Annotated in this window: 25 protein-coding genes, 1 tRNA gene and 1 pseudogene; 15 read left to right on the top strand and 12 right to left on the bottom strand. The window is 72.0% G+C overall.

Going from position 1 to position 25,624, the window contains the following annotated elements; genetic code table 11:
• The first annotated feature begins 4 nt into the window (after positions 1 to 4).
• The 7 genes and pseudogenes from SOM11_RS06530 to SOM11_RS06500 all read left to right on the top strand — a co-directional run bounded on the left by SOM11_RS06530 (position 5) and on the right by SOM11_RS06500 (position 5,981).
• Positions 5 to 1,033 (top strand): DMT family transporter, encoded by a 1,029-nt coding sequence (locus SOM11_RS06530; RefSeq protein WP_320477541.1) that lies wholly within the window; start codon positions 5 to 7, stop codon positions 1,031 to 1,033.
• Positions 1,030 to 1,746, top strand: coding sequence for a CHRD domain-containing protein (locus SOM11_RS06525; RefSeq protein ID WP_243216227.1), 717 nt, complete (start codon positions 1,030 to 1,032; stop codon positions 1,744 to 1,746). The genes SOM11_RS06530 and SOM11_RS06525 overlap by 4 nt, the downstream gene beginning before the upstream one ends.
• Positions 1,747 to 1,832: 86 nt before the next feature.
• Positions 1,833 to 2,471, top strand: a complete 639-nt coding sequence (locus SOM11_RS06520) for a class F sortase (protein WP_320477540.1) — start codon at positions 1,833 to 1,835, stop codon at positions 2,469 to 2,471.
• Between the two features lie 245 nt (positions 2,472 to 2,716).
• Positions 2,717 to 3,127, top strand: coding sequence for a TOBE domain-containing protein (locus SOM11_RS06515; RefSeq protein WP_243216223.1), 411 nt, complete (start codon positions 2,717 to 2,719; stop codon positions 3,125 to 3,127).
• Positions 3,124 to 3,984, top strand: a complete 861-nt coding sequence (gene modA, locus SOM11_RS06510; RefSeq protein ID WP_192061383.1) for a molybdate ABC transporter substrate-binding protein — start codon at positions 3,124 to 3,126, stop codon at positions 3,982 to 3,984. Before SOM11_RS06515 ends, modA begins: the two co-directional genes overlap by 4 nt.
• 38 nt (positions 3,985 to 4,022) lie before the next feature.
• Positions 4,023 to 4,766, top strand: a pseudogene (locus SOM11_RS06505) (ABC transporter permease); the annotation flags it as partial.
• Positions 4,746 to 5,981 carry an ABC transporter ATP-binding protein gene (locus SOM11_RS06500; RefSeq protein WP_320477563.1) on the top strand — a complete coding sequence of 412 codons (1,236 nt, stop codon included), beginning with the start codon at positions 4,746 to 4,748 and terminating at the stop codon, positions 5,979 to 5,981. The pseudogene SOM11_RS06505 and the gene SOM11_RS06500, both read left to right, overlap by 21 nt.
• Before the next feature lie 129 nt (positions 5,982 to 6,110).
• On the opposite strand, the gene SOM11_RS06495 is transcribed toward SOM11_RS06500, so the two are convergent.
• Together SOM11_RS06495 and SOM11_RS06490 are read right to left on the bottom strand one after the other, a co-directional pair.
• Complete coding sequence (locus tag SOM11_RS06495; protein WP_320477539.1) at positions 6,111 to 6,512, bottom strand: fluoride efflux transporter FluC; 402 nt, start codon at positions 6,510 to 6,512, stop codon at positions 6,111 to 6,113.
• Positions 6,509 to 7,066, bottom strand: a complete 558-nt coding sequence (locus SOM11_RS06490; RefSeq protein ID WP_320477538.1) for a CrcB family protein — start codon at positions 7,064 to 7,066, stop codon at positions 6,509 to 6,511. The genes SOM11_RS06495 and SOM11_RS06490 overlap by 4 nt, the downstream gene beginning before the upstream one ends.
• Before the next feature lie 240 nt (positions 7,067 to 7,306).
• On the opposite strand from SOM11_RS06490, the gene SOM11_RS06485 reads away from it, so the two are divergent.
• A complete protein-coding gene (locus tag SOM11_RS06485) occupies positions 7,307 to 8,656 on the top strand; it encodes an APC family permease (protein WP_320477537.1) in 1,350 nt (449 codons plus the stop codon).
• A gap of 149 nt (positions 8,657 to 8,805) precedes the next feature.
• Here the strand turns inward: SOM11_RS06485 and SOM11_RS06480 are convergent.
• From SOM11_RS06480 to SOM11_RS06465, 4 genes are all read right to left on the bottom strand, one after another.
• Positions 8,806 to 8,877 (bottom strand) — tRNA-Arg (locus SOM11_RS06480).
• Positions 8,878 to 9,032: 155 nt separating this feature from the next.
• Positions 9,033 to 9,530 carry an HNH endonuclease gene (locus SOM11_RS06475; RefSeq protein ID WP_192061379.1) on the bottom strand — a complete coding sequence of 166 codons (498 nt, stop codon included), beginning with the start codon at positions 9,528 to 9,530 and terminating at the stop codon, positions 9,033 to 9,035.
• 312 nt (positions 9,531 to 9,842) lie between these two features.
• A complete protein-coding gene (locus tag SOM11_RS06470; protein WP_320477536.1) occupies positions 9,843 to 10,769 on the bottom strand; it encodes a C40 family peptidase in 927 nt (308 codons plus the stop codon).
• 226 nt (positions 10,770 to 10,995) lie between these two features.
• Positions 10,996 to 11,688, bottom strand: coding sequence for a metal-dependent transcriptional regulator (locus tag SOM11_RS06465; RefSeq protein ID WP_192061377.1), 693 nt, complete (start codon positions 11,686 to 11,688; stop codon positions 10,996 to 10,998).
• 88 nt (positions 11,689 to 11,776) lie between these two features.
• On the opposite strand from SOM11_RS06465, the gene serC reads away from it, so the two are divergent.
• Positions 11,777 to 12,895: a phosphoserine transaminase gene (gene serC, locus SOM11_RS06460; RefSeq protein WP_320477535.1), complete on the top strand. Its 1,119-nt coding sequence runs from the start codon at positions 11,777 to 11,779 to the stop codon at positions 12,893 to 12,895.
• A gap of 107 nt (positions 12,896 to 13,002) precedes the next feature.
• On the opposite strand, the gene SOM11_RS06455 is transcribed toward serC, so the two are convergent.
• Together SOM11_RS06455 and SOM11_RS06450 are read right to left on the bottom strand one after the other, a co-directional pair.
• The gene (locus SOM11_RS06455; RefSeq protein ID WP_320477534.1) at positions 13,003 to 13,737 is read right to left on the bottom strand and encodes a DUF3027 domain-containing protein; all 735 of its coding nucleotides are present in this window, start codon (positions 13,735 to 13,737) and stop codon (positions 13,003 to 13,005) included.
• Positions 13,730 to 14,107 carry a cold-shock protein gene (locus SOM11_RS06450; RefSeq protein WP_192061374.1) on the bottom strand — a complete coding sequence of 126 codons (378 nt, stop codon included), beginning with the start codon at positions 14,105 to 14,107 and terminating at the stop codon, positions 13,730 to 13,732. Before SOM11_RS06450 ends, SOM11_RS06455 begins: the two co-directional genes overlap by 8 nt.
• An 84-nt stretch (positions 14,108 to 14,191) precedes the next feature.
• On the opposite strand from SOM11_RS06450, the gene SOM11_RS06445 reads away from it, so the two are divergent.
• The 6 genes from SOM11_RS06445 (at position 14,192) to SOM11_RS06420 (ending at position 21,233) form a co-directional block, all read left to right on the top strand.
• Positions 14,192 to 14,470, top strand: coding sequence for a hypothetical protein (locus tag SOM11_RS06445; RefSeq protein ID WP_320477533.1), 279 nt, complete (start codon positions 14,192 to 14,194; stop codon positions 14,468 to 14,470).
• Positions 14,471 to 14,510: 40 nt separating this feature from the next.
• The gene (locus tag SOM11_RS06440; RefSeq protein ID WP_243215665.1) at positions 14,511 to 16,370 is read left to right on the top strand and encodes a helicase-associated domain-containing protein; all 1,860 of its coding nucleotides are present in this window, start codon (positions 14,511 to 14,513) and stop codon (positions 16,368 to 16,370) included.
• 70 nt (positions 16,371 to 16,440) lie between these two features.
• Entirely contained in the window at positions 16,441 to 18,075 is a 1,635-nt protein-coding gene (locus tag SOM11_RS06435) for a DNA repair helicase XPB (RefSeq protein WP_192061371.1), read from the top strand.
• A complete protein-coding gene (locus tag SOM11_RS06430) occupies positions 18,072 to 18,635 on the top strand; it encodes a hypothetical protein (protein ID WP_192061370.1) in 564 nt (187 codons plus the stop codon). Before SOM11_RS06435 ends, SOM11_RS06430 begins: the two co-directional genes overlap by 4 nt.
• An 80-nt stretch (positions 18,636 to 18,715) precedes the next feature.
• Entirely contained in the window at positions 18,716 to 19,408 is a 693-nt protein-coding gene (locus SOM11_RS06425) for a response regulator transcription factor (protein ID WP_146852589.1), read from the top strand.
• A gap of 70 nt (positions 19,409 to 19,478) precedes the next feature.
• On the top strand, positions 19,479 to 21,233 hold the full coding sequence (locus SOM11_RS06420; RefSeq protein WP_320477532.1) for a HAMP domain-containing sensor histidine kinase: 1,755 nt from the start codon (positions 19,479 to 19,481) through the stop codon (positions 21,231 to 21,233).
• A 455-nt stretch (positions 21,234 to 21,688) separates the two neighbouring features.
• Here the strand turns inward: SOM11_RS06420 and groL are convergent, their stop codons facing one another.
• The 4 genes from groL to SOM11_RS06400 all read right to left on the bottom strand — a co-directional run bounded on the left by groL (position 21,689) and on the right by SOM11_RS06400 (position 25,524).
• Positions 21,689 to 23,308 carry a chaperonin GroEL gene (gene groL / locus SOM11_RS06415; protein WP_055800382.1) on the bottom strand — a complete coding sequence of 540 codons (1,620 nt, stop codon included), beginning with the start codon at positions 23,306 to 23,308 and terminating at the stop codon, positions 21,689 to 21,691.
• 175 nt (positions 23,309 to 23,483) lie between these two features.
• Complete coding sequence (locus SOM11_RS06410; RefSeq protein WP_192061368.1) at positions 23,484 to 24,053, bottom strand: LytR C-terminal domain-containing protein; 570 nt, start codon at positions 24,051 to 24,053, stop codon at positions 23,484 to 23,486.
• A 97-nt stretch (positions 24,054 to 24,150) separates the two neighbouring features.
• Positions 24,151 to 24,444: a DUF3263 domain-containing protein gene (locus SOM11_RS06405; protein ID WP_320477531.1), complete on the bottom strand. Its 294-nt coding sequence runs from the start codon at positions 24,442 to 24,444 to the stop codon at positions 24,151 to 24,153.
• A 75-nt stretch (positions 24,445 to 24,519) separates the two neighbouring features.
• Complete coding sequence (locus SOM11_RS06400; protein WP_320477530.1) at positions 24,520 to 25,524, bottom strand: DUF2332 domain-containing protein; 1,005 nt, start codon at positions 25,522 to 25,524, stop codon at positions 24,520 to 24,522.
• Positions 25,525 to 25,624: the final 100 nt, after the last annotated feature.

Genomic DNA, 25,624 nt, shown 5'->3' with positions numbered 1-25,624 from the left:
CGGCATGAGTAAACAGATCGGTGTACTCAGTGCGGTCGTGACCGTGCTGGCCTCCCTCGCGTTCGTCGCCGCGTGGAGCTCCGGCTTCGTCATCGCGAAGATCGCGACGGCCGACGTGCCCGCGGCGACCCTGCTCGTCTGGCGGTTCGCTCCACTGGCGGTCGTGCTGCTCGCCGTGGCGTCCGCGACCGGCGCCTTCCGCGGGCTCCCCCGCGTCGAGCTGCGCCGACAGGCCGTGATCGGCCTCTTCGCCCAGTTCGGCTACTGCGCCTTCGTCTACGCCGCCGTCGGCTCGGGCATCGCCACCGGCGCCACGGCGCTGATCGACGCCGTGCAGCCGCTCGTGGTCGCGACGCTCGTCGGGCCGCTGCTCGGTCTGCGCGTGCGGGGGGCCCAGTGGGCGGGCCTGGCGCTCGGCGCGGTCGGCGTGGCGGCCGTCGTCGGCTCGCAGCTCGGCGGCTCGACGGCCCCCGCGGCGGCGTATCTGCTGCCCGCGCTGGCCATGGCGTGCCTCATCGTCGGGACGTTCGTCGAGCGCCGGTCGGAGGCGCGCCTCCCCGTGCTCACGATCATGACCATCCACGTCTCCGTCGGCGCGGCCGCCCTGATCGTCCTCGCCGTCGCGACGGGCGCACTCGTGCCGCCGGCCGACCCGCAGTTCTGGCTGGCAGCCCTGCTGTCGGCGGCCCTGCCGAGCCTCGTCGCCTACAGCCTCTACTGGTGGCTGCTGCGCCGGGTCGGCATCACGGCGCTGAACGCACTGCTCTTCCTGGTCGCACCGACGACGGCCCTCGCGGGCACGGCGATGTTCGGCGAGCCCCTGACCGGCTGGACGATCGTCGGGTTCGTGCTGTGCGCCTCCGGAGTCGCCCTGGTGCTGGTCTTCGACCGCGCCCACCCCCCGGTCGCCGCCGCCGCGAAGAAAATCGACGCGCGCGTGAACGATCCGCACCTCGCCGTCGTAAGCCCCTCCACAAGCGTCGTCCGACCGGATCACGCCCCGCGAGAGGCAGAGGAAGCATGTCGAAGATGAACCGTTCCGTCCGCACCCTGACCATCGGAGGCGCTGCCGCGGCCGCCCTCACCCTGTTCGCCGCCGCTCCGGCGAGCGCCGAGACCGAGGTCGCCGAGCCCTCGAGCTTCACCAGCGCCTTCACGGTGATGGCCACGCCCGACCAGGTGATCAACAACGACGGCGTGGCGACCCCCGGCCAGGAGGGCGCCACCGGCACCTTCGACTTCCGCATCAACAGCGATCAGAACATCATCTGCTACGACATCACGCTCTCGGGCGTGACGGGCGACTACATGAGCCCGGCCAAGACCGCGACGCACATCCACGAGGCCGCCGCGGGCAAGTCCGGCCCGCCGCGCATCGCGTTCCCGAACCCCGTCGACGACGGCTCGGGCGAGCGCACCAGCAGCGGCTGCCTGCAGGGCCCCTTCACCACGGGCGTGACCAGCGATGCCGGCGCCGACACCGGCGAGGGCTTCACGCTCGCGCAGATCGAGGCGAACCCCGCCGGCTTCACGGGCGACTCGCACACGACCGACTTCGCGGCGGGTGTCGTCCGCGGCCAGCTGACCCAGGTGCCGGTCGGCGGTGTCGACACGGGTGCAGGAGGCGCGGCGAACGCCTCCACCGGCGACTCGGCCCTGATCGGCGCCGGCGCGTTCGGCGCCCTCGGACTGCTCGGTGCCGCCGGCGTGCTCGTCGCGCGTCGTCACCGCCGCCAGGAGTCCTGATCTCCCGCGGTCACCACACGACGGGTGCGCTGCGTGAGCGGCGCACCCGTCGGGCGGCCGCGCCTCTGGTCGTCTCGGCCGCCGCGGTGGTCGCCCTCGTGCTGACCGGCTGCTCGCCGGATCCAGGAGGCGCGCCCGGTTCAGGAGGCACGCCCGCCACCCCGACGGAGGTCACCGCCCCCACGGGGTCGGGTCCGACGGCGGAGCCGAGCGCGCCTCCTGCCGGGTCCGCCGCTCCATCGGCCGCACCGACCCCGGCGGCGTCGCCGGCGATCGCCGACGGGGTCGCCCCGATCAGGGTGTCGGTTCCGTCGATCGAGCTGGACGAGCCCCTCATCGACCTCGGCATCGCCGCCGACGGACGCATGGAGGTCCCGACGGACTTCGACGACGTGGGCTGGTTCACCGGAGGCGGTCGACCCGGCGGGAGGGGACCGACCGTCATCGCGGCGCACGTCGACTCGACCACGGGGCCGGCGGTGTTCGCGCGACTGTCGGAGGTCGTGGTGGGCGACGAGGTCGAGGTGCTCGACGCCGACGGCACGCCCGCGCGCTACGCCGTGACCGAGGTCGAGGACTTCGCCAAGGCGGACTTCCCCACGGCCAGGGTCTTCGGCGCGACGGCGGACGACTCGCTGCGCCTCATCACCTGCGGCGGATTCTTCGACCGGAGCGTCGGGCACTACGACGACAACCGCGTCGTCTTCGCCGAGCGCGTGTCGTAGGCACTGGCCCCTGCCGATCGAGTGGTCGGAAGATGCTCTTCCCAGCCGAGGGAAGGACATCTTCCGACCACTCGACGCGGGGCCTTGCCGCGAATCGGCGCACGGTGGTCGCTTCGCGCCCTTCCCGCCGCCCCCGAGGGCATCTTCTGACCAACGACTCGGGGTGCTTCCGGTACGCATTCCGAGACGCACACGAGGGCTGTTCAGCTTCACTTCGACGCAGATGCGGACTTATGCTGGGTCCCATGGCTCAGATACGGATCCGAGACGCCGCGTCCTTCCTCGGCGTCAGCGACGACACCGTCCGACGGTGGATCGCCGACGGCACCCTCGTCGGCGAGCGCGACGCGTCCTCGCGCACCGTGGTCGACGGACTCGCCCTGGCTCGACTCGCGCGTGAGAACGCCGTGCTGCCCGACGACCCGTCGGGCATCGGTCGATCGGCGCGCAACCGCTTCGTCGGACTCGTGACCGACATCGTGATGGACACCGTCATGGCGCAGGTCGAGATCCAGTGCGGCCCGCATCGCGTCGTCTCGTTGATGAGCAGCGAGGCGGTGCGCGAACTCGGTCTCGAGCTCGGCTCCGTCGCGGTCGCCGTGGTGAAGGCGACGACCGTGATCGTCGAGACGCCTCACCGACCGGTGGGCGCATGAGCACCCCCGCGGCCCGTGGTGCCGGCGGTCTCGCTCGCTCGGGGCGCAGCCTCCGCACCCGCCGCACCCGCCGCACCGGCGTGCTCGGCACCGTCGCGCTGACGCTTCTCGCGCTGACCGCGTGCGGGGCATCCGGCGGCGATGCGACCTCGGCGTCGGACTCATCGGGCGGCGACGAGCTGTCGGGCAGCGTGACGGTCTTCGCCGCCGCATCGCTCACGGGCTCGTTCACCGACCTGGCCGCCGACTTCGAGGCCGCGCATCCGGGGGTGTCGGTCGACCTGAACCTCGCGGGCTCGTCCGATCTCGCCACGCAGATCGTCGAGGGGGCGCCCGCCGACGTCTTCGCCTCGGCCGATGCGAAGAACATGAGCACGGTGGTCGATGCGGGCCTCGCGGACGGCGACCCGGTCGACTTCGCGACGAACGTGCTCGAGATCGCCGTGCCTCCGGGTGATCCCGCCGGCGTGCGCGACCTCGCCGATCTCGCCGACCCCGATCTGAAGGTCGTCGTCTGCGCCCCCGCCGTGCCCTGCGGCGCGGCGACGACCACCGTCACGGAGGCGGCGGGGGTCGCGCTGACCCCGGTCAGCGAGGAGTCCTCCGTCACCGACGTGCTCGGCAAGGTCACCTCGGGCGAGGCCGACGCGGGGCTGGTCTACGTGACCGACATCGCCGCCGCGGGCGACGCCGTCGAGGGCGTTCCCTTCGACGAGTCGGCCGAAGCCGTCAACACGTACCCGATCGTCGCGCTCACCGACTCCCGAGAGTCGGATGCGGCGCAGGCGTTCGTCGACTACGTGGCCGGTCCCGACGGCCGAGCGGTGCTCTCGGCGGCCGGATTCGGGTCGCCGTGACGAGGCGCGGGCCCGTCGGCCGCGCACCCGCCCTCGGCATCCCGGGGGGTGTGCTGATCGCAGCCGCCGTGGGCGCGGCATTCGTGGTGCTGCCCCTCGCGGCGATGGTGCTGCGGGTGGACTGGCCCCGCTTCATCCCGCTCGTCACATCGGAGTCGTCGCTGTCGGCGCTCCTCCTCAGCCTCCGCACCTCCGTCGCCGCGACCGCCCTCTGCGTCGTCTTCGGCGTGCCGATGGCCGTCGTGCTGGCACGGGCGCGATTCCGCGGGCAGCAGCTGCTGCGCGCGCTCGTGCTGCTGCCGCTCGTCCTCCCACCCGTGGTGGGCGGCATCGCGCTGCTCTACACGTTCGGCCGGCGAGGGCTGCTCGGCGGGGTGCTCGACGTGCTCGGCGTCGAGATCGCGTTCTCGACGACGGCGGTCGTCCTGGCGCAGACCTTCGTCGCCCTGCCGTTCCTCGTACTCAGTCTCGAGGGCGCCCTGCGCACCGTCGGCACGCGGTACGAGGTCGTGGCCGCGACACTCGGCGCCCGACCGACGACCGCGCTGCGCCGCGTCACGCTGCCTCTCGTGCTGCCCGCGGTCATCTCGGGCGCCGTGCTGTCGTTCGCCCGGGCCCTCGGCGAGTTCGGCGCGACGCTGACCTTCGCCGGGAGCCTGCAGGGCACGACCCGCACCCTCCCGCTCGAGATCTACCTGCAGCGCGAGACCGACCCCGACACGGCCGTCGCCCTCTCGCTCGTACTGGTCGTCGTCGCCGTCGTGATCGTCGCGGTCGCGCATCGGGTCGGCGGGTTCGCGCCCACCCGCGGGGCGGCGCCCCCGGACCGCCCGTCGACGGACGCTCCCGACCGTGCCGACGGCGGCCTGCGAGCGGATCGCGTTCCGCTGCGCTCCTCCCCGCCCACCGCGCCTGCGCGTCGTCTCGACGTGGCCCTCCGGGTCGACGAGCGCGACGTCGACCTCCACCTCGTCGTCGCGCCGGGCGAGACGGTGGCCGTGCTCGGCCCGAACGGCGCGGGCAAGTCGACGCTGCTCGGCGCCGTCGCCGGGCTCGTGCGACCCGATGCGGGTCGGATCACCCTCGACGACGCCGTGCTCGCCGAGGCGGGTCGCGACCGGGGCGACGCGTCGTCGTGGCTCGCACCGCACCTCCGCGGCGTCTCGCTCCTGGCGCAGGAGCCGCTGCTCTTCCCGCATCTGACCGTGCTCGAGAACGTGGCGTTCGGCCCGCGCAGCGCAGGGCGCCCCGCCGACGAGGCACGCCGCGCGGCCCGGCGCCGGCTCGACGAGGTCGGGGTGCTCGATCTCGCGGGCCGGAATCCGGCCGAGCTGTCGGGCGGTCAGTCTCAGCGGGTCGCCATCGCCCGGGCGCTCGCGTCGGAGCCGGGCGTCCTGCTGCTCGACGAGCCCCTGGCGGCGCTCGACGTGGTCGTGACGCCCGCCCTGCGTCGAACCCTGCGGCGCGTGCTCGCCGACCGCACCGTGGTGATCGTCACGCACGACGCGCTGGACGCCTACACGCTCGCGGATCGCGTCGTCCTCGTCGAAGGCGGTCGCATCGTCGACGAGGGGACGCCGACCGAGGTCTTCGACCGTCCGCGCACGCGCTTCGCTGCGCGGCTCGCCGGCGTGAACCTGGTCACCGGGGTCGTCGACCGGGGCGCGGTGCGGGTCGACGCCGACACGCGCCTCGGCGTCGGCACCGGCTCGGGAGCCGACCGCCTCATGACCGAAGGAGGCGCCGTGTCGTTCGCCGTGCCTCCTGCCCTGGTCACCGTGTCGTTCGATCGGCCCGACGACGCCTCGCGAGAATGCGTCCGGGGCGAGCTGCTCGACCTCGAACCGCGGGGCGACGTCGTCCGGCTGCGGGGCGCGCTGCTGTCGGCCGACCTCAGCCCGAGGCGGGCCGCCGAGCTCGACGACCGCGTCGGGCACCCCGTCTGGTTCTCGTTCGACCGCGCGGCCGCCGAGGTCTACCCCGCCGATCGCCGCTGAGCGCACGCCCGCGGCCCCGGACCCGGCCCCGGCCCCGGCCCCGGCCCCGGCCCCGGCCCACGCCGCAGCCCGCGCCTCAACCCCAGCCGCAGCCGCAGCCGCAGCCCGACCTGCCGCTCTGCTCGAGGCTCAGCCCCCGATCGCCACCCCGAGCACCGCGGCTCCGACCGACAGCACCAGCACGCCGACGACGTTCAGCGCGCCGGCGCCGCGACGCCCGTCCGCGAGCAGTCGCGCGGTCTCGACGCTCGCCGTGCTGAACGTCGTGTACCCGCCGATCAGTCCGCCGCCCGCGACGAGCAGCACCTCGTGCGAGATCCCGCCGGTGGACGCCAGCCCGGTCAGCAGCCCGAGCGCGAACGACCCCGTCACGTTGATCAGCGCGGTGCCGAGCGGCAGCCGTCGCGGCGCCGAGTCGACTCGCGTCCGCGCCGCGATCGCCGACCGCACGATCCCGTCGACGACGAGGCGCAGCGCCGCACCCACCCCGCCCGCGAGCGCGATGGCGACGAAGACGAGCGGGCCGGTCATGCCGTGCCTCCCTGCCCGTGTCCGGGCGGGCGGCGGTCCACGCGCCGGTCGCCACGTCGGTCGCCACGTCGGTCGACGCGCCGGTCGTCGCATCGGTGCAGTCGTCCGGCCAGGGCGATGCCGGCCCCGGCGGCGAGGGTCCCGAGCACCACCGACGACACGGCGTAGGCGAGGGCGATCACGAGGCCGCCGCCCGATCCGAGCAGTCCGACGTCGACCGCGAAGGCGCTGTACGTGGTGAAGCCGCCGATCAGCCCCGTCCCAACGAGCAACCGTGCCGTCCGACGCCGCCCCTCGTCCGATCCCCTGCGCACCAGCGACTCGAGCAGCAGACCCAGCGCGAACGAGCCGACGAGGTTGATGACGAGAATCGCGACCGGGAACCCCCCGGGAGGCGCGGCGAACGTCAGCGCCAGCCCCTCGCGCAGCGCGGTCCCCACCATGCCGCCGAGCGCGACCAGGCCGAGCGAGCTCCACCGCAGGTGAAGGGGTCGGGTGGCGGCGGGTCGCGAGCCGTGGCCGTCGCCGGAGTGGGATGTCGAGTCGTCTGTCACCGCGCCTCCTCGTCGTCCCTCGATCGCGCGCCGATACGCGCCCCGCCGAGGGTACCCGCGTCTGGCCCCGGCTCCGGCTCCGGCCCCTGCGCCTGCCCCGGCCCCGGCCCCGACTCCGGAGCGGGCCCGGGACCGGAAGCCCGCCCCCGTTGTCAACCCCTCGCGGCCTCATGGGGCGGACCCGCGCCTCCTCTTCCGTTTACGCATTGACTGTCCGAGGCACCCGACTCGAGGAGACCCATGAGCACCCCCGCCCCCACCAGCGCCCCCGCGGCGTCCGACAGCTCGCCGTCGAAGCTCAAGCAGGCGATCACCGGGCCGCTGCTCTACCTGTTCATCCTCGGCGACGTGCTCGGTGCGGGCATCTACGCGCTGATGGGCACGCTGTCGGCCGAGGTCGGCGGGGCGCTCTGGGCGCCGTTGCTGCTCGCGCTGCTGCTGGCACTGTTGACGGCGGGCTCGTACGCCGAGCTGGTCACGAAGTACCCGAAGGCAGGAGGCGCGGCGATCTTCGCCGAGCGCGCCTTCCGTCAGCCGGTCATCTCGTTCCTGGTCGGGTTCAGCATGCTGGCCGCCGGGGTGACGAGCGCGGCCGGTCTGTCGCTGGCCTTCGCGGGCGACTACCTCGGCACGTTCGTCGACCTGCCGGCCGTGCCGACGGCCATCGCGTTCCTCGCCCTGGTCGCGTGCCTGAACGCGCGGGGCATCAGCGAGTCGCTCAAGGGCAACGTGATCATGACGGTGATCGAGGTGTCCGGGCTCGTCGTCGTCATCGCCGTCGTGGCGATGATGCTCGGCGGCGGGGGCGGTGACGTCAGCCGGATCGGCGAGTTCCCCGTCGACGCGAACCCCGCCATCGCGACTCTCGGCGCCGCGATCATCGCGTACTACTCGTTCGTCGGCTTCGAGACGAGCGCCAACATCGCCGAGGAGGTGCGTGATCCGTCGCGCGTCTACCCTCGCGCCCTCTTCGCCTCGCTGATCACGGCCGGCGTCGTCTACGTGCTCGTGGGGCTCGCGAGCTCGATCGCCCTGCCCGCGTCGGAGCTGTCCGACTCGACCGGACCGCTGCTCGCCGTCGTCTCGGCCTCGGGTGCCGGGATCCCCGAGTGGGTCTTCAGCCTGATCGCCCTGGTGGCGGTCGCGAACGGCGCGCTGCTGACGATGATCATGGCGAGCCGCGTCACGTTCGGAATGGCGGAGCAGGGCCTGCTGCCCCGCGCGTTCGGCGCCGTGCTGCCCCGCCGCAAGACGCCCTGGGCGGCGATCCTCGTGACGACGGCCGTGGCGATGGGGCTGACGCTGATCGGCGACATCGGCACGCTGGCCGAGACCGTCGTGCTGCTGCTGCTGCTGCTCTTCGTCTTCATCAGCACGAACGTGGCGGTGCTCGTGCTGCGTCGCGACCGGGTCCAGCACGAGCACTTCCGGGTGTGGACGGCCGTGCCGGTGCTGGGCGTGGCCTCGTGCGTGCTGCTGCTGACGCAGCAGAGCGGGCAGGTCTGGCTCTTCGGAGGCATCCTGCTCGCCGCGGGCGCCGTGCTGTTCTTCGTGGCGCGCCTCCGCTCGAAGGCCCCCGGCGCCCGCTGACCCGCCGCCCCCACGACGCCACGAGATGGACACGACGCCAGAAGAACTCCTGGCGTCGTGTCCATCTCGTGGCGTCGTGCCGAGTCGGGCGCGGGGCCGCGGGGGTTCGAGTCCCTCCAGGGGCACATCGGCGCGCAGCGTCGTTGAGGTGCCCCTGGAGGGACTCGAACCCCCAACCCTTTCCTTAGGACGGAACTGCTCTTCCATTGAGCTACAGAGGCTGACCCGGCGAGTCTACCGAACCCGCGCCTCCCCCCGTCCGGGCGCACCATGAACCGCGTTCGCGAAGATGAACCGCGTTCTATCGTGGTTCATCTTCGCGAACGCGGTTCATCGCGGGTGAGGTCGACGACCCCGGCCCGCCCACGCGGCACCTCTACGCAGCGGCGGCCAGGAACTCGTCCCACTCGCGCTGCGGCCGCTCCACCCCGCGCACGATCCACCCGACCCCGTGCGGAGCCTTCGGCGCCCACCGCAGCGACCACCCCATCTCGGCCGGAGTCCGGTCGCTCTTCAGGTTGTTGCACTTGAGGCAGCACGCGACGAGGTTCTCCCAGCTGTCGGCTCCCCCGCGCGACCGCGGCTGCACGTGGTCGATCGTGGTCGCACCCCGCCCGCAGTAGGCGCAGTGGTGGGCGTCGCGTCGCAGCACCCCGCGCCGCGACACCGGGATCGTCCGCCCGTGCGGGATCCTCACGTACCGCGTCAGCACGATGACCGACGGCCGGTCGTACGAGGCGCGGGCGGCGAGCACCGGATGCTCGGCGTCGGCCGACACGACCGTCGCCTTCTGGGTCATGACGAGCACGAGGGCCCGCCGATCGGACACCACGGCCAGCGGTTCGAAGCCGGCGTTGAGAACGAGAGTGCGCATGCTGTCCCTTTCGAAGCACCCTGGACGGCTTCCAGGGATTCGATCCGTCTCGCAGCAGCCGGGCCCAGCAGTGCCCTCCGAACGAAAAAGAGCACCGCCCCTCAGGGCAGTGCTCTATCGGTCGGCTGGGCGTCGTATGTGCTCGCTCGACCGCGCACCCATGGTGCGAGCGGCGGTCGTGCGAGGCATGTGACTCTCCTGGTCTCAGCGGTGCTCCGAGATCGCCAGGTTAACCCCGAAGAGCCGCCCTGCCTAGAGGCGGGGCGGCTCTTCACAGCCTGTTCACGCGGAGCCGAGGAGGCGCGGGTCGGGTCAGACCCCGAAACGCACGTAGTGCACGGCGTCCGTCCACAGCGGCCGCACGCTCACGACGCCGCCGGGCTTGGGCGCGTCGAGGATCATCCCGTTGCCGGCGTAGAAGCCGTCGTGCGAGCCGTCGTTGAAGATGATGACGTCGCCGGGCTGCGCCTCGGCGGCCGAGATCGGCGTGCCGAGCGCCCCCTGAGCGGGCACCGAGTGCGGCAGCGAGATGCCGTACTGGGCGTAGACGAACATGATGAAGCCCGAGCAGTCGAAGCCAGCCGGGGTCGCTCCGCCGTAGACGTACGGTGTGCCGAGGTACTGCAGGGCCGTCTGGTAGACGGCGTCGAGGCTGAAGGCCCCGGGGGTCGCGGCGCCGGCGGCCGGAGCGGCCGCTGCCGCGGCCGACGTCGACGTCGACGACGTGGCCTCGCCGGCCGTCGCGACGTACTCCGACGCGGTCGGGCCGCTGTAGCTCGCGTACTGCTCGGCCAGCTGGGCTCGCTCCTGCTCGCGCTCGACGGCCTCGGCGGCCGCCGCGGCGGCCTGGTCGAGAGTCGCCTGCGAGGTCGCGGTGTAGCCGTCGCGACCCGTGTCGGCGGCGGCCACGCCGTCGGCGACCGAGACGGTCTGCGCGTCGGCGGTGCGCGACTTCGTCAGCGCGGCCGAGGCCGCGGACTCCGTCGACACGTCGGACGCACCGGTCGCGCCCGGGGTCTGGGCGAACGCGGGAAGGGCCAGCGTGCCGAAGAGACCGGCGGTCAGCGTCATCACGGTCACCGAGACGGCCGTGCGGCGAGCGCTCGTCCGGCGTCGCGGTGCAGGGGCGGCGGCCGCGGCGCGTCGGAGCGACGAACGGGTCGGGAGGTCGGAGGGGGTGCGGAGGGCAGCGGTCTTCAGCTGCTCGTTCTCGTGTCGGGCGGGAACAGGCTGGGTCAAGAGGGTGGTTCTCCGGCGTCTCGACAGCACTAGGGATGCTGGCCCGTCCGTTCGTCAGATCAACGTCTCATGGCAAGAGACGGGAGCTGCGAGACGTCTTGCCACGGATCCCGCGACCGGCTTCCTGGCCGAGGGACTCTGCGACTGTACGCGAAGCCCTGCGTGAAATCATCCCCGAGAGGGATATTTGTAACGAATTGGTAAACAGCCGAACGAGGGCTGGGAATCAGCTCGACACGTAGATGTGCTGCGCGACCTCGTTGGGCAGCTCGAGGCCCTCGTCACGACCCTCGGCCTGCACGAAGACGTACGAGCCGGCAGCGGTGACGGTCGCCGAGCTGCCGGGCATGACCCCGGCGTTCTGCAGCTGCTGCAGCAGCTCGGGCTCGAACTGCACCGGCTCGGCCAGACGGCGGATCGGGCGGGTGACGCCCTCGGGGTTCTCGGCCACGACCTGCACCAGGTTGACGACCCCGTCGAGGAACCGACCGGCCGGCGAGTCGCCGAGCTCGTCGAGACCGGGGATGGGGTTGCCGTAGGGCGACTCGGTCGGGTGGTCGAGCATCTCGAGCAGGCGGCGCTCGACCTGCTCGCTCATCACGTGCTCCCACCGGCAGGCCTCGTCGTGGACGTACGCCCAGTCGAGGCCGATGACGTCGGCGAGGAGGCGCTCGGCGAGGCGGTGCTTGCGCATCACGTGGGTCGCCTTGCTGCGCCCGTCGTGGGTCAGCTCGAGGTGCCGGTCGCCCGAGACGACGACGAGACCGTCGCGCTCCATCCGGGCGATCGTCTGCGAGACGGTCGGACCGGAGTGACCGAGGCGCTCGGAGATGCGCGCACGGAGCGGCACGATGTTCTCTTCTTCGAGGTCGAGGATCGTGCGCAGGTACATCTCTGTGGTGTCGACGAGATCGGTCAACAGGGGCCTCCCGGTGGAACGCGTGGACTACCCCGTCAGCCTAGTGGCTGCACGCTGGGCGCTCCGCCGCGGTCACTAGGATCGACGCATGGCGGACATCTCGATTCCCACTGACCTCCTGCCCACCGACGGTCGATTCGGCTGCGGGCCGTCGAAGATCCGCGGCGCACAGCTCGAGCACCTGGTCACCGCGGGGGCGCGCCTCCTCGGCACCTCGCACCGGCAGGCGCCGGTCAAAGACATGGTCGGGCGGGTGCGCGCCGACCTCGGCGAGCTGTTCCGCATCCCCGAGGGCTACGAGGTCGTGCTCGGCAACGGCGGCTCGACCGCCTTCTGGGACGCCGCGGCGTTCGGCCTGGTCGAGAAGCGCGCCGAGAACCTGTCCTTCGGCGAGTTCGGCTCGAAGTTCGCCAAGGCCAACGCCGCGCCCTGGCTCGAGGCGCCGCACGTGATCACGGCCGAGGGCGGCGCACTGGCCGAGGTCGAGGTGCTCGAGGGCGTCGACGTCTACGCCTGGCCGCACAACGAGACGTCCACCGGCGTGATGGCCCCCGTCACCCGGGTCGACGGCGACGCCGGCGCGCTGACCGTGGTCGACGCGACGAGCGCTGCCGGGGGCATCGACTTCGACGCGACGCAGGCCGACGTCTACTACTTCGCCCCGCAGAAGAACTTCGCCAGCGACGGCGGTCTCTGGCTCGCCCTCTTCTCCCCCGCGGCGATCGAGCGCGTCGAGCGCATCGCCGCGAGCGGCCGGTACATCCCCGAGTTCCTCAGCCTGAAGAACGCCGTCGACAACTCGCGGCTGAACCAGACGCTGAACACCCCGGCGCTCACCACCCTGCTGCTGCTCGAAGACCAGACGCGCTGGATGCTCGACAACGGCGGTCTCGCCGGGATGGACGCCCGCACGCGCGAGTCGTCGTCGGCCCTCTACGACTGGGCGACCGCGTCCGACTACGCGACGCCCTTCGTGGTCGACCCGTCGCACCGCTCGCAGGTCGTCGCCACGATCGACTTCGCCGAGTCGATCGACGCCGCCGCGGTCGCGAAGGTCCTGCGGCAGAACGGCATCGTCGACACCGAGCCGTACCGCAAGCTCGGGCGCAACCAGCTGCGCGTCGCCACCTTCGCGGCCATCGAGCCCGACGACGTCCGCCAGCTCATCCGCTCGATCGACCACGTCGTGAGCGCCCTGGCCGTCTGACGGTCGGGTCCGCAGACGACGAAGACCCCCTCGCATCAGGCGAGGGGGTCTTCGTCGTCCGACACCGTGGAGTGCCGAGGAGGCGCGGCGTGCGCCCCTGAGATCATCTACCGCCGTCGACGCCTCCGCGGCCTGCCGCTGCCGGACTGCTCGCCCCGGGTCGAGCCCGCGTCGGCCTGCTGGCCGTCGTCGTCGGAGTCGCCGGAGTCGCCGTCGTCCGAGTCGTCGTCGTCCGAGTCGTCATCGTCCGAGTCGTCGTCGTCGTCGTCATCGTCGTCGTCGGACGATCCGCCGTCCGTCGTCACGTCGAGGTCGTCGATGTCGACGCCGTCGACGTCGCCCCCGTGCACGATGCTGCCGCGCGGCGCATCGTCGTCGGAGTCGCCCTCGTCCGACTCGTCCTCGTCATCGGAGTCCTCGTCGTCTGAATCGTCGTCGTCATCGTCGGAGTCGTCGTCATCCGAGTCGTCCTCGTCGTCGGACTCGTCGTCGGAGTCGTCATCGTCCGACTCGTCGTCGCCCTCGGCGCCGTCGCGCGCCTCCTGGGCCTGCATCTCGGCAAGCCGGTCGGCCCACGGCACCCAGTCGGGTGCGATGAGGGCGTCGTCGCCCGGCATCAGCTCGGCCTCGAGCACCGAGGGCTCCTCGCCCTCGAGGTGCGCGACGCTGACCGTCCAGAACCAGCCGGGGTAACCGGGCAGCAGGGTCGCGAAGCGGACCGAGGTGACTCCCGGCTCGTCGTCGACGGGCGGGGCCTCGGCGCCGATCGTCTCGTCGGGGGTGATCTCGAGCAGGGCGCGGCGCGCGAGCTCGGACCAGGGGGTCGTCACGGCGTCAGGCATCGAAGGAGTCGGCGACGGTTCGGAGGAGGACGGCGATGCGGGCGCCGTTCTGCGGGTAGCGACCGTGGCGGAGGTCGCCGCCGGCCTTGTCGAGCACCTTCACGAGGTCCTCGACGATGACCGCCATGTCGTCGGCCGAGCGCCGGCTCATCTTCGCGAGACTCGGTGCGGCCTCGAGCACGCGCACCGAGAGGGCCTGCGCACCGCGCTTGCCGTCGGCGATGCCGAACTCGAGACGGGTCCCCGCCTTGACACCCACGGTGCCGGCGGGCAGGGCCGACGCGTGGAGGAAGACCTCGTGGCCGTCATCGCTGCTGATGAAGCCGAAGCCCTTCTCGTCGTCGTAGAACTTGACCTTGCCGGTGGGCATGACTTGACTCCTAGAAGAGGTGGGGGTGAAAGCGACCTCAGTTTAGAGCGAGAGGTCGGGGCGCGCCCCCGCTATCCTGTGCAGGTGGCTGAGAAGACCGACGAGAGCACGCCGACGAGCGTCCATCGTACTGAACGCGTGCTGATCTTCATGATCGCGGCGATCGTCGTCCTGTCGATCGTCGCCTTCGTCGTCCGTCTGATCGGAAGCGTCACGGGCGTCTCCGACTACACGGTCGGCGTCTGGCCGGCGGTCAGCGTGCTGCCGCTCATCGGTCTCCCCCTCGCCATCCTGCTGATCATCGCCTACGTCGTCGCCAGCGCTGCCCGACGTGTGCGAGAGAACCGGGGCACCACACGGTAGACGCAGCACCCGGCTGCGCAATCTTCGGAGGTCGACCCCAATGACCAGTGCACTCGATCTCGCGGGCGTGCTTCGCAGCGCCCCGACCGACGATCTGCTCCGACGCCTGTCGGCCAGACAGCTGCGCCCCTCGACCGTCCACGACGCGTTCGACCTCGCCGACTCGCTGCTCGAGCCGGCCTCGGTGCGCGACGTGCTGTCGCGCCTCGACCGCACCGAGCTGCGACTGCTGCAGGCGGCGCGCGAGCCGGCCGACACGGCGACGCTGGCCGAGCGTCTCGCGAGCCCCGCCGACGACGCCCTCTCGCCGGTCGAGACGGCCGTCGCGCACCTCCTCGACCTCTTCCTGCTCGTGCCGTCGACCGACGGCCGGATCGTCGCCACCCCCGACGCCGTCGGCGAGCGCCTCGACGACGACCCGCTGCTCTCCGCCGAGCGGCTGGCCGACGAGAGACCGCCGGTCGTGCTCGAGGCGGTCGACGACATCGATCGGGAGGCCGTCGACGCGCGATCGTCCGAGCGCCTCTACGCCATCGTGATCGAGGTCGCCGAGATCCTCCGTGCGCTCGAGCAGTCGCCGGCCCGCGAGCTGGCCAAGGGCGGGCTCGCGCTGCCCGAGACGCGCCGCCTCGCCGAGGCCGCGCGCATCGACGTCGACGACGTCAGCACGCTGCTGGGCATCACGACCCGCGCCGGGCTCGCCCGCACGAGCCCCGACGGCTGGGTCGTCACCGCCGAGGCGAACGCCTGGCTGGCCTCGTCGTGGCCCGACCGCTGGGAGGCCCTGACGAGCTCGTGGCTCGACTCGCTGCCGCTCGAGATCGTCGCCGTGCTGCGTCAGCGCGTCGAGACCTCGTGGGGCGAGCCGCTCCGCGAGTTCACGCTCTGGGCCTACCCCGCGGGTGCGGCGTGGGTGCCCGAGCGCCTGGCCGCGTTCTCGCGCTCCGCCGAGCTGCTCGGTCTGAGCTCCGGCGGGGTGCCCACCTCGGCGGCGCTCGCGCTGTTCCGCGAGGGTGCCGGCGCCGCACGATCGCGGGTCGCCGAGCTGCTGCCCGAGGCGGTCGAGCAGGTCTATCTGCAGCACGACCTCACCGTGGTCTCGCCCGGTCCGCTGTCCCCGGCACTGGATGCGCGCCTCCGGGTCATCGCGGTCGTCGAGAGCGCCGGGCTCGCCGCCACATACCGCATCACCGAGGGCGGCGTGCAGCGGGCGCTGAGCGAGGGCGAGACGGCCGACACGCTCCGGGCGTTCCTCGGCGAGATCTCGGCGACGGGCATCCCCCAGCCGCTCGACTACCTCGTGCAGCAGTCCGCCGAGCGGCACGGCCGCTACCGGGTGTCGGGCGTCGAGCCCGGCACGCCCGGGTTCCCCGCCGACGCGGTCACGCTCGTCGAGGCCGACGAGCACACCAGCATCGACACCCTCGAGGTGGACCACGCGCTGTCGCCGCTCGCGCTGCGCCGCCTCGACGGGCTCCGCATCGTCAGCCGCTTCGAGCGCGACACGGTCTTCTGGGCCCTCAGCGACGAGCGCTACCCCGTCGTGGTGCTCGACGAGACGGGCATCTCGGTCACGCCGCCCGTCCGTCGTCGCCCCCGGCGCCCCGTGCCCGCACCGGCACGCGACCAGCTGCGCGAGATGGTCGAGCGCCTGTCGGCCGAGAACGAGGGCAGCACCGAGACGACCGACCGCGCCTGGATCGCCCGTCAGCTCGACGCGGCCGTCAAGGGTCGGCTGACCGTCACGATCTCGATCGAGCAGCCCGACGGCACGACGTCGTCACTCGAGATGGAGCCCACCGGCGTGGGCGGCGGCCGTCTGCGCGGGCGCGACAAGAAGTCCGACGTCGAGCGCACCCTGCCGCTCTCGCACGTGGTCGCGGTGTCGAGCTCGCGCTGATCCGACCCGCCCGCGGCGTCCCCGCACCACCTGAGGACGACCGCAGGAGGCGCGCCTAGACTCGACCCTCATGACCGGCCCCCTGATCGTCCAGAGCGATCGCACCGTCCTGCTCGAGGTCGCGCACCCCCAGTCGGACGACGCACGTCACGACCTCTCGGTGTTCGCGGAGCTCGAGCGGGCGCCCGAGCACGTGCACACCTACCGCATCACCCGACTCGGCCTGTGGAACGCGCGGGCCGCGGGTCACACCGCCGAAGACATGCTCGAGACGCTCGAGAAGTACTCGAAGTTCCCCGTGCCGCAGAGCGTCTCGGTCGACATCGCCGAGACGGTGGCCCGCTACGGGCGCATCGTCATCGAGCGCGACGGCGACACGCTCGTGCTGCGCGGCACCGACGACACCGTGCTGCGCGAGGTCACCCGGGTCAAGAAGATCGGCGAGCTGCTCGGCGTCCGCCGCAGCGACACCGTCTGGGAGCTCCTGCCCTGGGCGCGCGGCGAGGTCAAGCAGCAGCTCGTCAAGCTCGGCTGGCCCGCAGAGGACCACGCCGGCTACACGCCCGGCACCCCGCACGCGATCGACCTCGACCAGGGCGACTGGCAGCTGCGCGGCTACCAGCAGCAGGCGATCGACAACTTCTTCGACGGCGGCTCGGGCGTCGTCGTGCTGCCCTGCGGCGCAGGCAAGACCCTGGTCGGCGCGGGCGCCATGGCCGCGGCGGGCACGACCACGCTCATCCTCGTGACCAACACGGTGTCGGCCCGGCAGTGGCGCGACGAGCTGCTGAAGCGCACCTCGCTCACCGAAGACGAGATCGGCGAGTACTCGGGTTCGGTCAAGGAGGTCAAGCCCGTCACGATCGCGACGTACCAGATCCTCACGGCGCGTCGGGGCGGCAAGTACACGCACCTGTCGCTGCTCGACGCCCTCGACTGGGGTCTGGTGGTCTACGACGAGGTGCACCTCCTCCCCGCTCCGGTCTTCAAGCTGACGGCCGAGCTGCAGGCCCGCCGTCGACTCGGCCTGACGGCGACGCTGGTGCGCGAAGACGGCCGCGAGAGCGACGTCTTCAGCCTGATCGGCCCCAAGCGCTTCGACGCTCCCTGGAAGGAGATCGAGGCGCAGGGCTACATCTCGCCGGCGTCCTGCTACGAGGTGCGGGTCGACCTCCCGCAGGAGGCGCGGCTCGAGTACGCGGCCGCCCCCGACGACGAGCGGTACCGTCTCGCGGCCACCGCCCCGGCCAAGCTCGGTGTCGTCCGCGATCTCGTCGCCCGCCACGACGGCGAGCAGATCCTCGTGATCGGGCAGTACCTCGACCAGCTCGAGCAGCTCGCCGAGACCCTCGACGCCCCGACCCTGACCGGTGCCACGCCGATCGACGAGCGCGAGCGGCTCTACCAGGCGTTCCGCGACGGTGAGGTGAAGGTGCTCGTCGTCTCGAAGGTCGCGAACTTCTCGGTCGACCTGCCCGAGGCCACCGTGGCCATCCAGGTGAGCGGGTCGTTCGGCTCGCGCCAGGAGGAGGCGCAGCGGCTGGGTCGCCTGCTCCGCCCGAAGAAGTCGGGGCTGCCGGCGTCGTTCTACACGCTGGTGAGCCGTGACACGGTCGATCAGGACTTCGCGCAGAACCGCCAGAGGTTCCTGGCCGAGCAGGGCTACAGCTACACGATCCTCGACTCGCCGGCCCTCGCCGCATGAGCACCGCCTCCGAGTCCGATCTGCCGCTCGGCGACGACGACCTCTGGCGCGACGGACTCCGTCGCGTGTTCGCGGCCGATCAGGCCCCGTTCGCGACCTTCGGTCCGCTCGTCGCATCGCTCGAGCACGACGCGATCGAGTTCCGCGGCCAGCGCGCCCGGTTCGCCGACTGGGACGCATCGGTGGTCGTGGCCGTCGAGCGCACCTACGAGGTCCAGGGCGGGCTGCACGCCGGCTCGCAGCTCAGCATCGTCACGTGGAGCCCCGACCCCGACGTGCTCGACCGAAGCGACCTCCTCGCCGGTTCGCCGGTCAAGGACCACCTCTTCGCCGGTCTCACCGCGATCGGCGCCACCGACGACGCCGAGGAGGCGCGGGTCGTCGCAGCCCCGGTCGAGGAGTTCCCGGGGTGGCAGATCACCCGCGCCTCCGGCTACACCGCCGTCCTCGAGCATCGCGAGGGCGTCGACTTCACCCTCGCCGTGCCCGACGAGCTGCTCGAGCTGACGACCCGCATCGCGCTCGTGCCGAACGTCGAATGGACCGACCCGGCGTCCTGAGGGCCGACACGATGCCCGCATGCGGCTGACGTGCCTCCTGCTCACAGGGAACACCGAGGAGGCGCGCAGATACTTATCCCATGAGTGACGGCCCGAAGATCCTTATCGTCGATGACGAACCGAACATCCGCGACCTCCTGACGACGAGCCTGCGATTCGCGGGCTTCGCAGTCCGAGCCGTCGGCAACGGCGCGCAGGCCATCTCGGCCGTCCTCGAAGAAGAGCCCGACCTGATCATCCTCGACGTGATGCTCCCCGACATGAACGGCTTCGGCGTGACCAAGCGCCTGCGGTCGTCGGGCTACACGTCGCCGATCCTGTTCCTCACGGCGAAAGACGACACCGAAGACAAGATCACGGGTCTGACCGTCGGCGGCGACGACTACGTCACCAAGCCGTTCAGCCTCGACGAGATCGTCGCCCGCATCAAGGCGATCCTCCGCCGCACCATGAACGAGGACGAAGACGCGATCATCCGCGCCGGCGAGCTCACGATGGACCAGGACACCCACGAGGTCACGATCGGCGAGACGGCCATCGAGCTCAGCCCGACCGAGTTCAAGCTGCTGCGCTACCTCATGCTGAACCCCAACCGCGTGCTGTCGAAGGCCCAGATCCTCGACCACGTGTGGGAGTACGACTTCAACGGCGACGCCGGCATCGTCGAGAGCTACATCTCGTACCTGCGCCGCAAGCTCGACCAGTTCTCGGCCGAGCCGATCATCCAGACCAAGCGCGGCTTCGGCTACATGCTCAAGGCGTCGAAGAGCTAGTCGCCCGCACCGCCGTCACCAACGCCTGGGAGCCTCGGCTCCCAGGCGTTCTCGGTAGTCTGACGCCCTTATGCACGCACGCCTCTCGCAGTGGTGGAACGAGATCTCCATCCGCACGAAGATCACCGGCATCACGGTGACCCTCGTCACCCTCGGTCTCCTCGTCGCCGGGCTCGGCACCATGACCGTGCTGAGCACCTATCTCTACGGGCAGGTCGACACGCAGCTGAAGACGTCGGCCGACAGCTTCACCGGCGCATCGCGCAACGGCACGTCGTGCACCATCAACTTCGGCGACAAGTCGAGCTACCTGGCGATCCTCAACCCCGACGGCAGCATGATCTGCGACACCAGCGACCTGCTGGAGGACGGCGTCGGGCCCGTGCTCGGCGGGGTCACCGTGGCCGAGTCGGCCGGGGGCGAGGCGCAGAGCGTCGACAACCGCACCCACGATCAGGAGTGGCGGGTCTACGCCACGGTCAAGCCGCTCACGCTGACCTCGACGACCGGCTCCACGCAGACCATCGACGCCACCATCGTGACGGGCACGAACCTCGCCGCGACCAACGCGACGATCAACCGCTTCGGCGGGATCTTCCTGGGCTTCGGCGTCTCGGTCGTGGTGCTCGGCGCCGCTCTCACCCGACTGCTCGTCACATCGACGTTCTCCCCGCTGCGTGACGTCGAGGCCACGGCCGCGCGCTTCGCCGACGGCGACTACAGCCAGCGTCTCGACTCGACCACGCCCAACACCGAGGTCGGGCGACTCAATCGATCGCTCAACACGATGCTGAACCGCATCGACGACGCCTTCGACGACCGCGCGAAGACCATCGACCAGATGCGGCGCTTCGTCGGCGACGCGAGCCACGAGCTCCGCACCCCGCTCGTCAGTCTGCGCGGCTACGCCGAGCTGTACCGCATGGGCGCCCTCACGAAAGAGGAGGACGTCGCCCAGGCGATGGAGCGGATCGAGAAAGAGGCCATCCGGATGGGGGTGCTCGTCCAGGACCTGCTGCAGCTCGCTCGTCTCGACGAGTCGAAGCCGCTCGAGCTCGGCCCGGTCGACCTCGTGCAGCTCGCCCGCGACTCCGCCCTCGACACGATGGCCTCGAACCCCGACCGCGACATCGAGGTGCTCGTGCTCGACCCGGTCGTGCCGACGGCCACCCCGGCGGATGACGGCGAGGCGGCCGAGCCCGCGGTCGACGCGGCGCCCGGCGCCCCGGTCGAGAGCCGGATGACCGGCCCGGTGACGCCCGTCGCGCCGGGGTCGGCGGCGGCGGGCGGCGCACCGGCGACGTTCGCGGGGGCCACCCTCGCGCGCCTCCGGAGCCTGCGTGCCCGCGGCGGCCGCAACGCGGACGGCAGCGCGGCCGTCGTGCCCGTGGAGCAGACACCCCTCGACGAGGCGCACGCCATCGTCATCGGCGAGGAGAACAAGATCCGTCAGGTGATCACCAACCTGATGGGCAACGCCATGCGCTTCACCGAGCACGACAGCCCGATCGAGATCGTGGTGCAGTCGGACCCGGGTCGCGGCGTCGCGACGTTCGCGATCGTCGACCACGGCGAGGGCATCCCGCCGCAGATCCGCGAGAAGATCTTCCAGCGGTTCTGGCGAGCCGACTCGTCCCGCACCCGCGACACCGGGGGCAGCGGGCTGGGACTCGCGATCGTCTCGGGCATCGTCGCGGCGCACGGCGGCAGCGTCGACGTGCGCGACACCCCCGGCGGCGGCGCCACGTTCCAGGTGGCCCTGCCCCTGATGCCCGCCGACGCCGCTGTCACCACCGCCCCCGCGGCCGGCCCGCAGCCCGCCTAGCCGCCCGCGGCGCCGGCGGCCCGCCGCCCGCGGCCCGCGGCGCCCGCCGTCGCACCCCACACCCCGAAACCCGCGCAACACCCGCATATCTCGGGGTGCTACGCGGGTTTCGGGGTGCTACGCGGCTTCGGGCGGGGTGCCGCGCGGGTCTCGGGGTGCTGCGCGGCTTTCGGGGTGCTGCGCGGCGTCGGGCGGGGTGCTGCGCAGGTCTCGGGGTGCTACGCGGGTTTCGGGGTGCTACGCGGCTTCGGGCGGGGTGCCGCGCGGGTCTCGGGGTGCCGCGCGGGTCTCGGGGTGCCGCGCGGGTCTCGGGATGCTGCGCGGCGTCGGGCGGGGTGCCGCGCGGGTTTCGGGGTGCTACGCGGCTTCGGGCGGGGTGTCGCGGCGCACACGCCGAAGGGCGGCCCTCCCGGAGGAGAGCCGCCCTTGTGCGTGGTGCGGTGAAGCGGTGCGGACTAGAAGTCCATGCCACCCGTGGGGTCGCCGGCCGGGGCCGGGTTCTTCTCGGGCTTCTCGGCGACGACGGCCTCGGTCGTGAGGAACAGACCGGCGATCGAGGCTGCGTTCTGCAGCGCCGAGCGCGTGACCTTGGCGGGGTCGATGATGCCGGCGGCGATCATGTCGACGTACTCGCCGGTCGCGGCGTTGAGGCCGTGACCGATGGGCAGGCCGCGGACCTTGTCGGCCACGACGCCGGGCTCCATGCCCGCGTTGAAGGCGATCTGCTTCAACGGAGCGTCGATGGCGACACGGACGATGTTCGCACCCGTCGCCTCGTCGCCCTCGAGCTGCAGCTCGGCCAGAGCGGTCTTGCCGGCCTGGATGAGAGCGACGCCACCACCGGCGACGATGCCCTCTTCGACGGCGGCCTTGGCGTTGCGCACGGCGTCTTCGATGCGGTGCTTGCGCTCTTTGAGCTCGACCTCGGTCGCAGCGCCGGCCTTGATGACGGCGACGCCGCCGGCCAGCTTCGCGAGACGCTCCTGGAGCTTCTCACGGTCGTAGTCGCTGTCGGTCGCCTCGATCTCGCTGCGGATCTGACGCACGCGACCCGCGATCTGCTCGGGGTCGCCGGCACCCTCGACGATGGTCGTCTCGTCTTTGGTGATGACGACCTTGCGGGCACGACCGAGGAGGTCGAGCGTCGCGTTCTCGAGCTTGAGGCCGACCTCTTCGGCGATGACCTGACCACCGGTGAGGATCGCGATGTCCTGCAGCTGGGCCTTGCGACGGTCGCCGAAGCCGGGGGCCTTGACGGCGACCGACTTGAAGATGCCGCGGATCTTGTTGACGACCAGGGTCGCCAGCGCTTCGCCGTCGACGTCCTCGGCGATGATGAGCAGCTGCTTGCCGCTCTGGATCACCTTGTCGACGATGGGGAGGAGATCCTTGATGTTCGAGATCTTCGAGTTGACGATGAGCACGTAGGCGTCTTCGAAGACGGCCTCCTGGCGCTCGGGGTCGGTGACGAAGTACTGCGACAGGTAGCCCTTGTCGAAGCGCATGCCCTCGGTGAGCTCGAGCTCGGTGCCGAAGGTGTTGGACTCCTCGACGGTGACGACGCCCTCCTTGCCGACCTTGTCGATCGCCTCGGCGATCAGCGCGCCGATGGTGGGGTCAGCGGCGGAGATCGAGGCCGTGGCCGCGATCTGCTCCTTGGTCTCGATGTCCTTCGCGTCGGCGAGCAGCTGAGCCGAGACGGCCGCAGCGGCCTTCTCGATGCCGCGCTTCAGCGAGATGGGGTCGGCGCCTGCGGCGACGTTGCGGAGGCCCTCACGGACGAGCGCCTGAGCGAGCACGGTGGCGGTGGTGGTTCCGTCGCCGGCGACGTCGTCGGTCTTCTTCGCGACCTCCTTGACGAGCTCCGCACCGATCTTCTCGAACGGGTCGTCGAGCTCGATCTCCTTCGCGATGGACACGCCGTCGTTCGTGATGGTGGGGGCGCCCCACTTCTTCTCGAGCACGACGTTGCGACCACGCGGGCCGAGCGTGACCTTAACCGCGTCGGCCAGGATGTTCAGGCCACGCTCGAGGCCACGACGGGCCTCTTCGTCAAAAGCAATGATCTTAGCCATGTGTGTTTTTCGTCCCTCCCGGACGTCATGAAGCAGAAGCTTTGGCACTCACGTGTCGCGAGTGCCAGTGACGATTCTGGCACTCGCCCGGTGAGAGTGCAAGTGACGTCGCGGGCGATCCGAGGAGGTGCGGTGCGCGGTGATCGCGACCCGCGCCTCCTCGGCCCGGTCGCCCTCAGGGCGTGTAGTCGGCGCCGAGCACGACGGTCACCGACGCGTTCGGGAACGCCGAGCTGACGGCCGTCGCCGTGACGCCGAGCGTCTGGGCGAGCCCGAGGGCGACCCCTTCGTCGGCGGCGTCGGCGTAGTAGACGGTCGAGGTCGTGGCCGAGGTGTCGCCCGCGTTGCCCTGGGTGGCGACGGTGTACCCGGCGGCCTCGAGGTCGGCGGAGGCGGCGGTCGCGAGACCCGCGGTCGACGTCCCGTTCAGCACCGCGATCGTGACGGAGGGGTCGACGTCGGCGGGGTCGGTCACGGGAGCCTCCGTCGGCGTCGCGGAGGCGGTGTCGTCGGGCGCCTCCGCCTCGGCCGTCTCGGTGGCGGTCGTCGTGGGGGCGTCGAACTGGATGCTGTCGTTCAGCACGCCCAGGGCGACGACACCGCCGCCCACCAGCACGCCCGTCGCGAGAGCGGCCCAGGCGAAGACGACCAGCCCACGGCCCCGCCTCGGGGTGGACCGGTGCGCGCCGACCCTCTGCAGATCGGCGGGCAGGTCGTCGAAACGGTCGCGGGGGAACTTCGGCATGTGCTGTCGGTCTTCTCTGGGTCGGCGGGCGTCGGTTCGGCGGGCGTCGGGCGCTCTGTCGGCGGGGCGGCGTGCAGCGGGGCGGCGGGTCGGCGGGTCAGCGGGTCGGCGGCCCGAACGATCGGGTCGTGCGGGCGAGCGAGCGAGCGTCGCGGAGTCGGAGCAGACGCCCCACGAGCATCGGCGCGTAGGCCAGTGCAGCCGGTCGGTCTATGAGCGAGTTGAGCAGCTGCTGGTACCGGGCCGTCGAGAGACCGAGATCGCGTCGGATCACGGCCTCCTTCTGGCGCGGGGACCCCGTGGTGGACTGCTCGAGGTCGAGGATCGCGCGGTCGCGCTCGGAGAGCCCGATGACCGTCCCGTCGTCGCCAGTCGCACCGCTGTCGCCCATCACCCGCCCTCTCGATCGTCGTCATCCTACGGGCGGCCACCTCCGGGCCGCCTCAGGCGCAGCCCTCCCGCCGGGTCAGGAGGGGAGCAGTCGCACTCGCGTGCCGTGAGCGTCACCGACGGCGAGGGCCCGGCCGTCGAGGGCGAGCGCGGCGAACCCGTCGCCCGGCGCGACGCCCTCCGGCACCTCCACCACGACGTCGTGCAGCAGGTCGCGCCGCTCGTACGACACCCAGGTGGCGCCGAGGGCGCGCACGGCGTCGACGAAGGCCTGGCGCCGGCGACCGGGCAGGTAGACGAGCGTGCCGGTCGAGACCACGACGAGCCGCGCGTCCGACGGGGCGGTCGCGGCCAGGGCGGCCAGCCCGTCGACGGCGTCGCCGCGGACGAGCCGAGGAGGCGCGCTCCGGGCGATCGCGACGGCCCGCCGCAGCAGATCCACCCGCTCCGACGGCCCGGGCGGCAGCGACGTCTCGAGCCACGAGACCGCCGCGGGGTCGGTGACGTCGACGGGCTCGAGGTCGAGACCGGCCCGCCAGACGATCTCGGGCAGCACGACCCGGCGAGGCCACTCGTCGTGCGGCAGCGGGGAGTCTCCGAGGTCGACGTCGAGCTCGACGACGACGTCGCTGTCGGCCGCGCCCCAGCGCGCCTGCTCGTCGCGGCCCGCGCCGCGGAGGTCGGCCCGGAACGCGTACCGGTCGGGGAACAGGCAGAGCCCCGCCGAGGCGCCGACCTCGAGCAGGGCCACCGGGCCCTCGAGCCTGGCCAGCGCGAGCGACACCGGCCCGAGGCGGCGGACGTCGTTGACCTGGGTCGTCCGACGGGCGAGCTCGGCGAGGAGGGCGTCGGGGTGGGCGAGCATCCACTCCCGGAGGCGCGGCCACGGTGCGAGGGGGGCGCCCAGCCAGCGCGACACGGCGAGCACGAGGGCGGGCTGGCGCCGCGCCTCCGGAGACCTCTCGATCAGCGCGAGCACGTCGGGGTCGTCGGCGATGCCGAGCGACCACTCGGCGTACAGAGGGGACTGCTCGCGGGCGGACGCGTCGGCGTGGCTGCGGAACCGGTCGGCGAGGAGCATGTCGTGATTCTAGGGAGGCCGGGACTGCGACGGGCCGGCGCCGGTGCCGCCCTGGAATGACTGTCGGGGGGACCGTGTTGAATGGGGAGTCCCGAGAACT

Origin of the sequence: Frigoribacterium sp. CFBP9029, assembly GCF_034045305.1 — a bacterium.
GTDB lineage: Bacteria > Actinomycetota > Actinomycetes > Actinomycetales > Microbacteriaceae > Frigoribacterium.
This window is presented reverse-complemented; position numbering and strand designations above follow the sequence as displayed.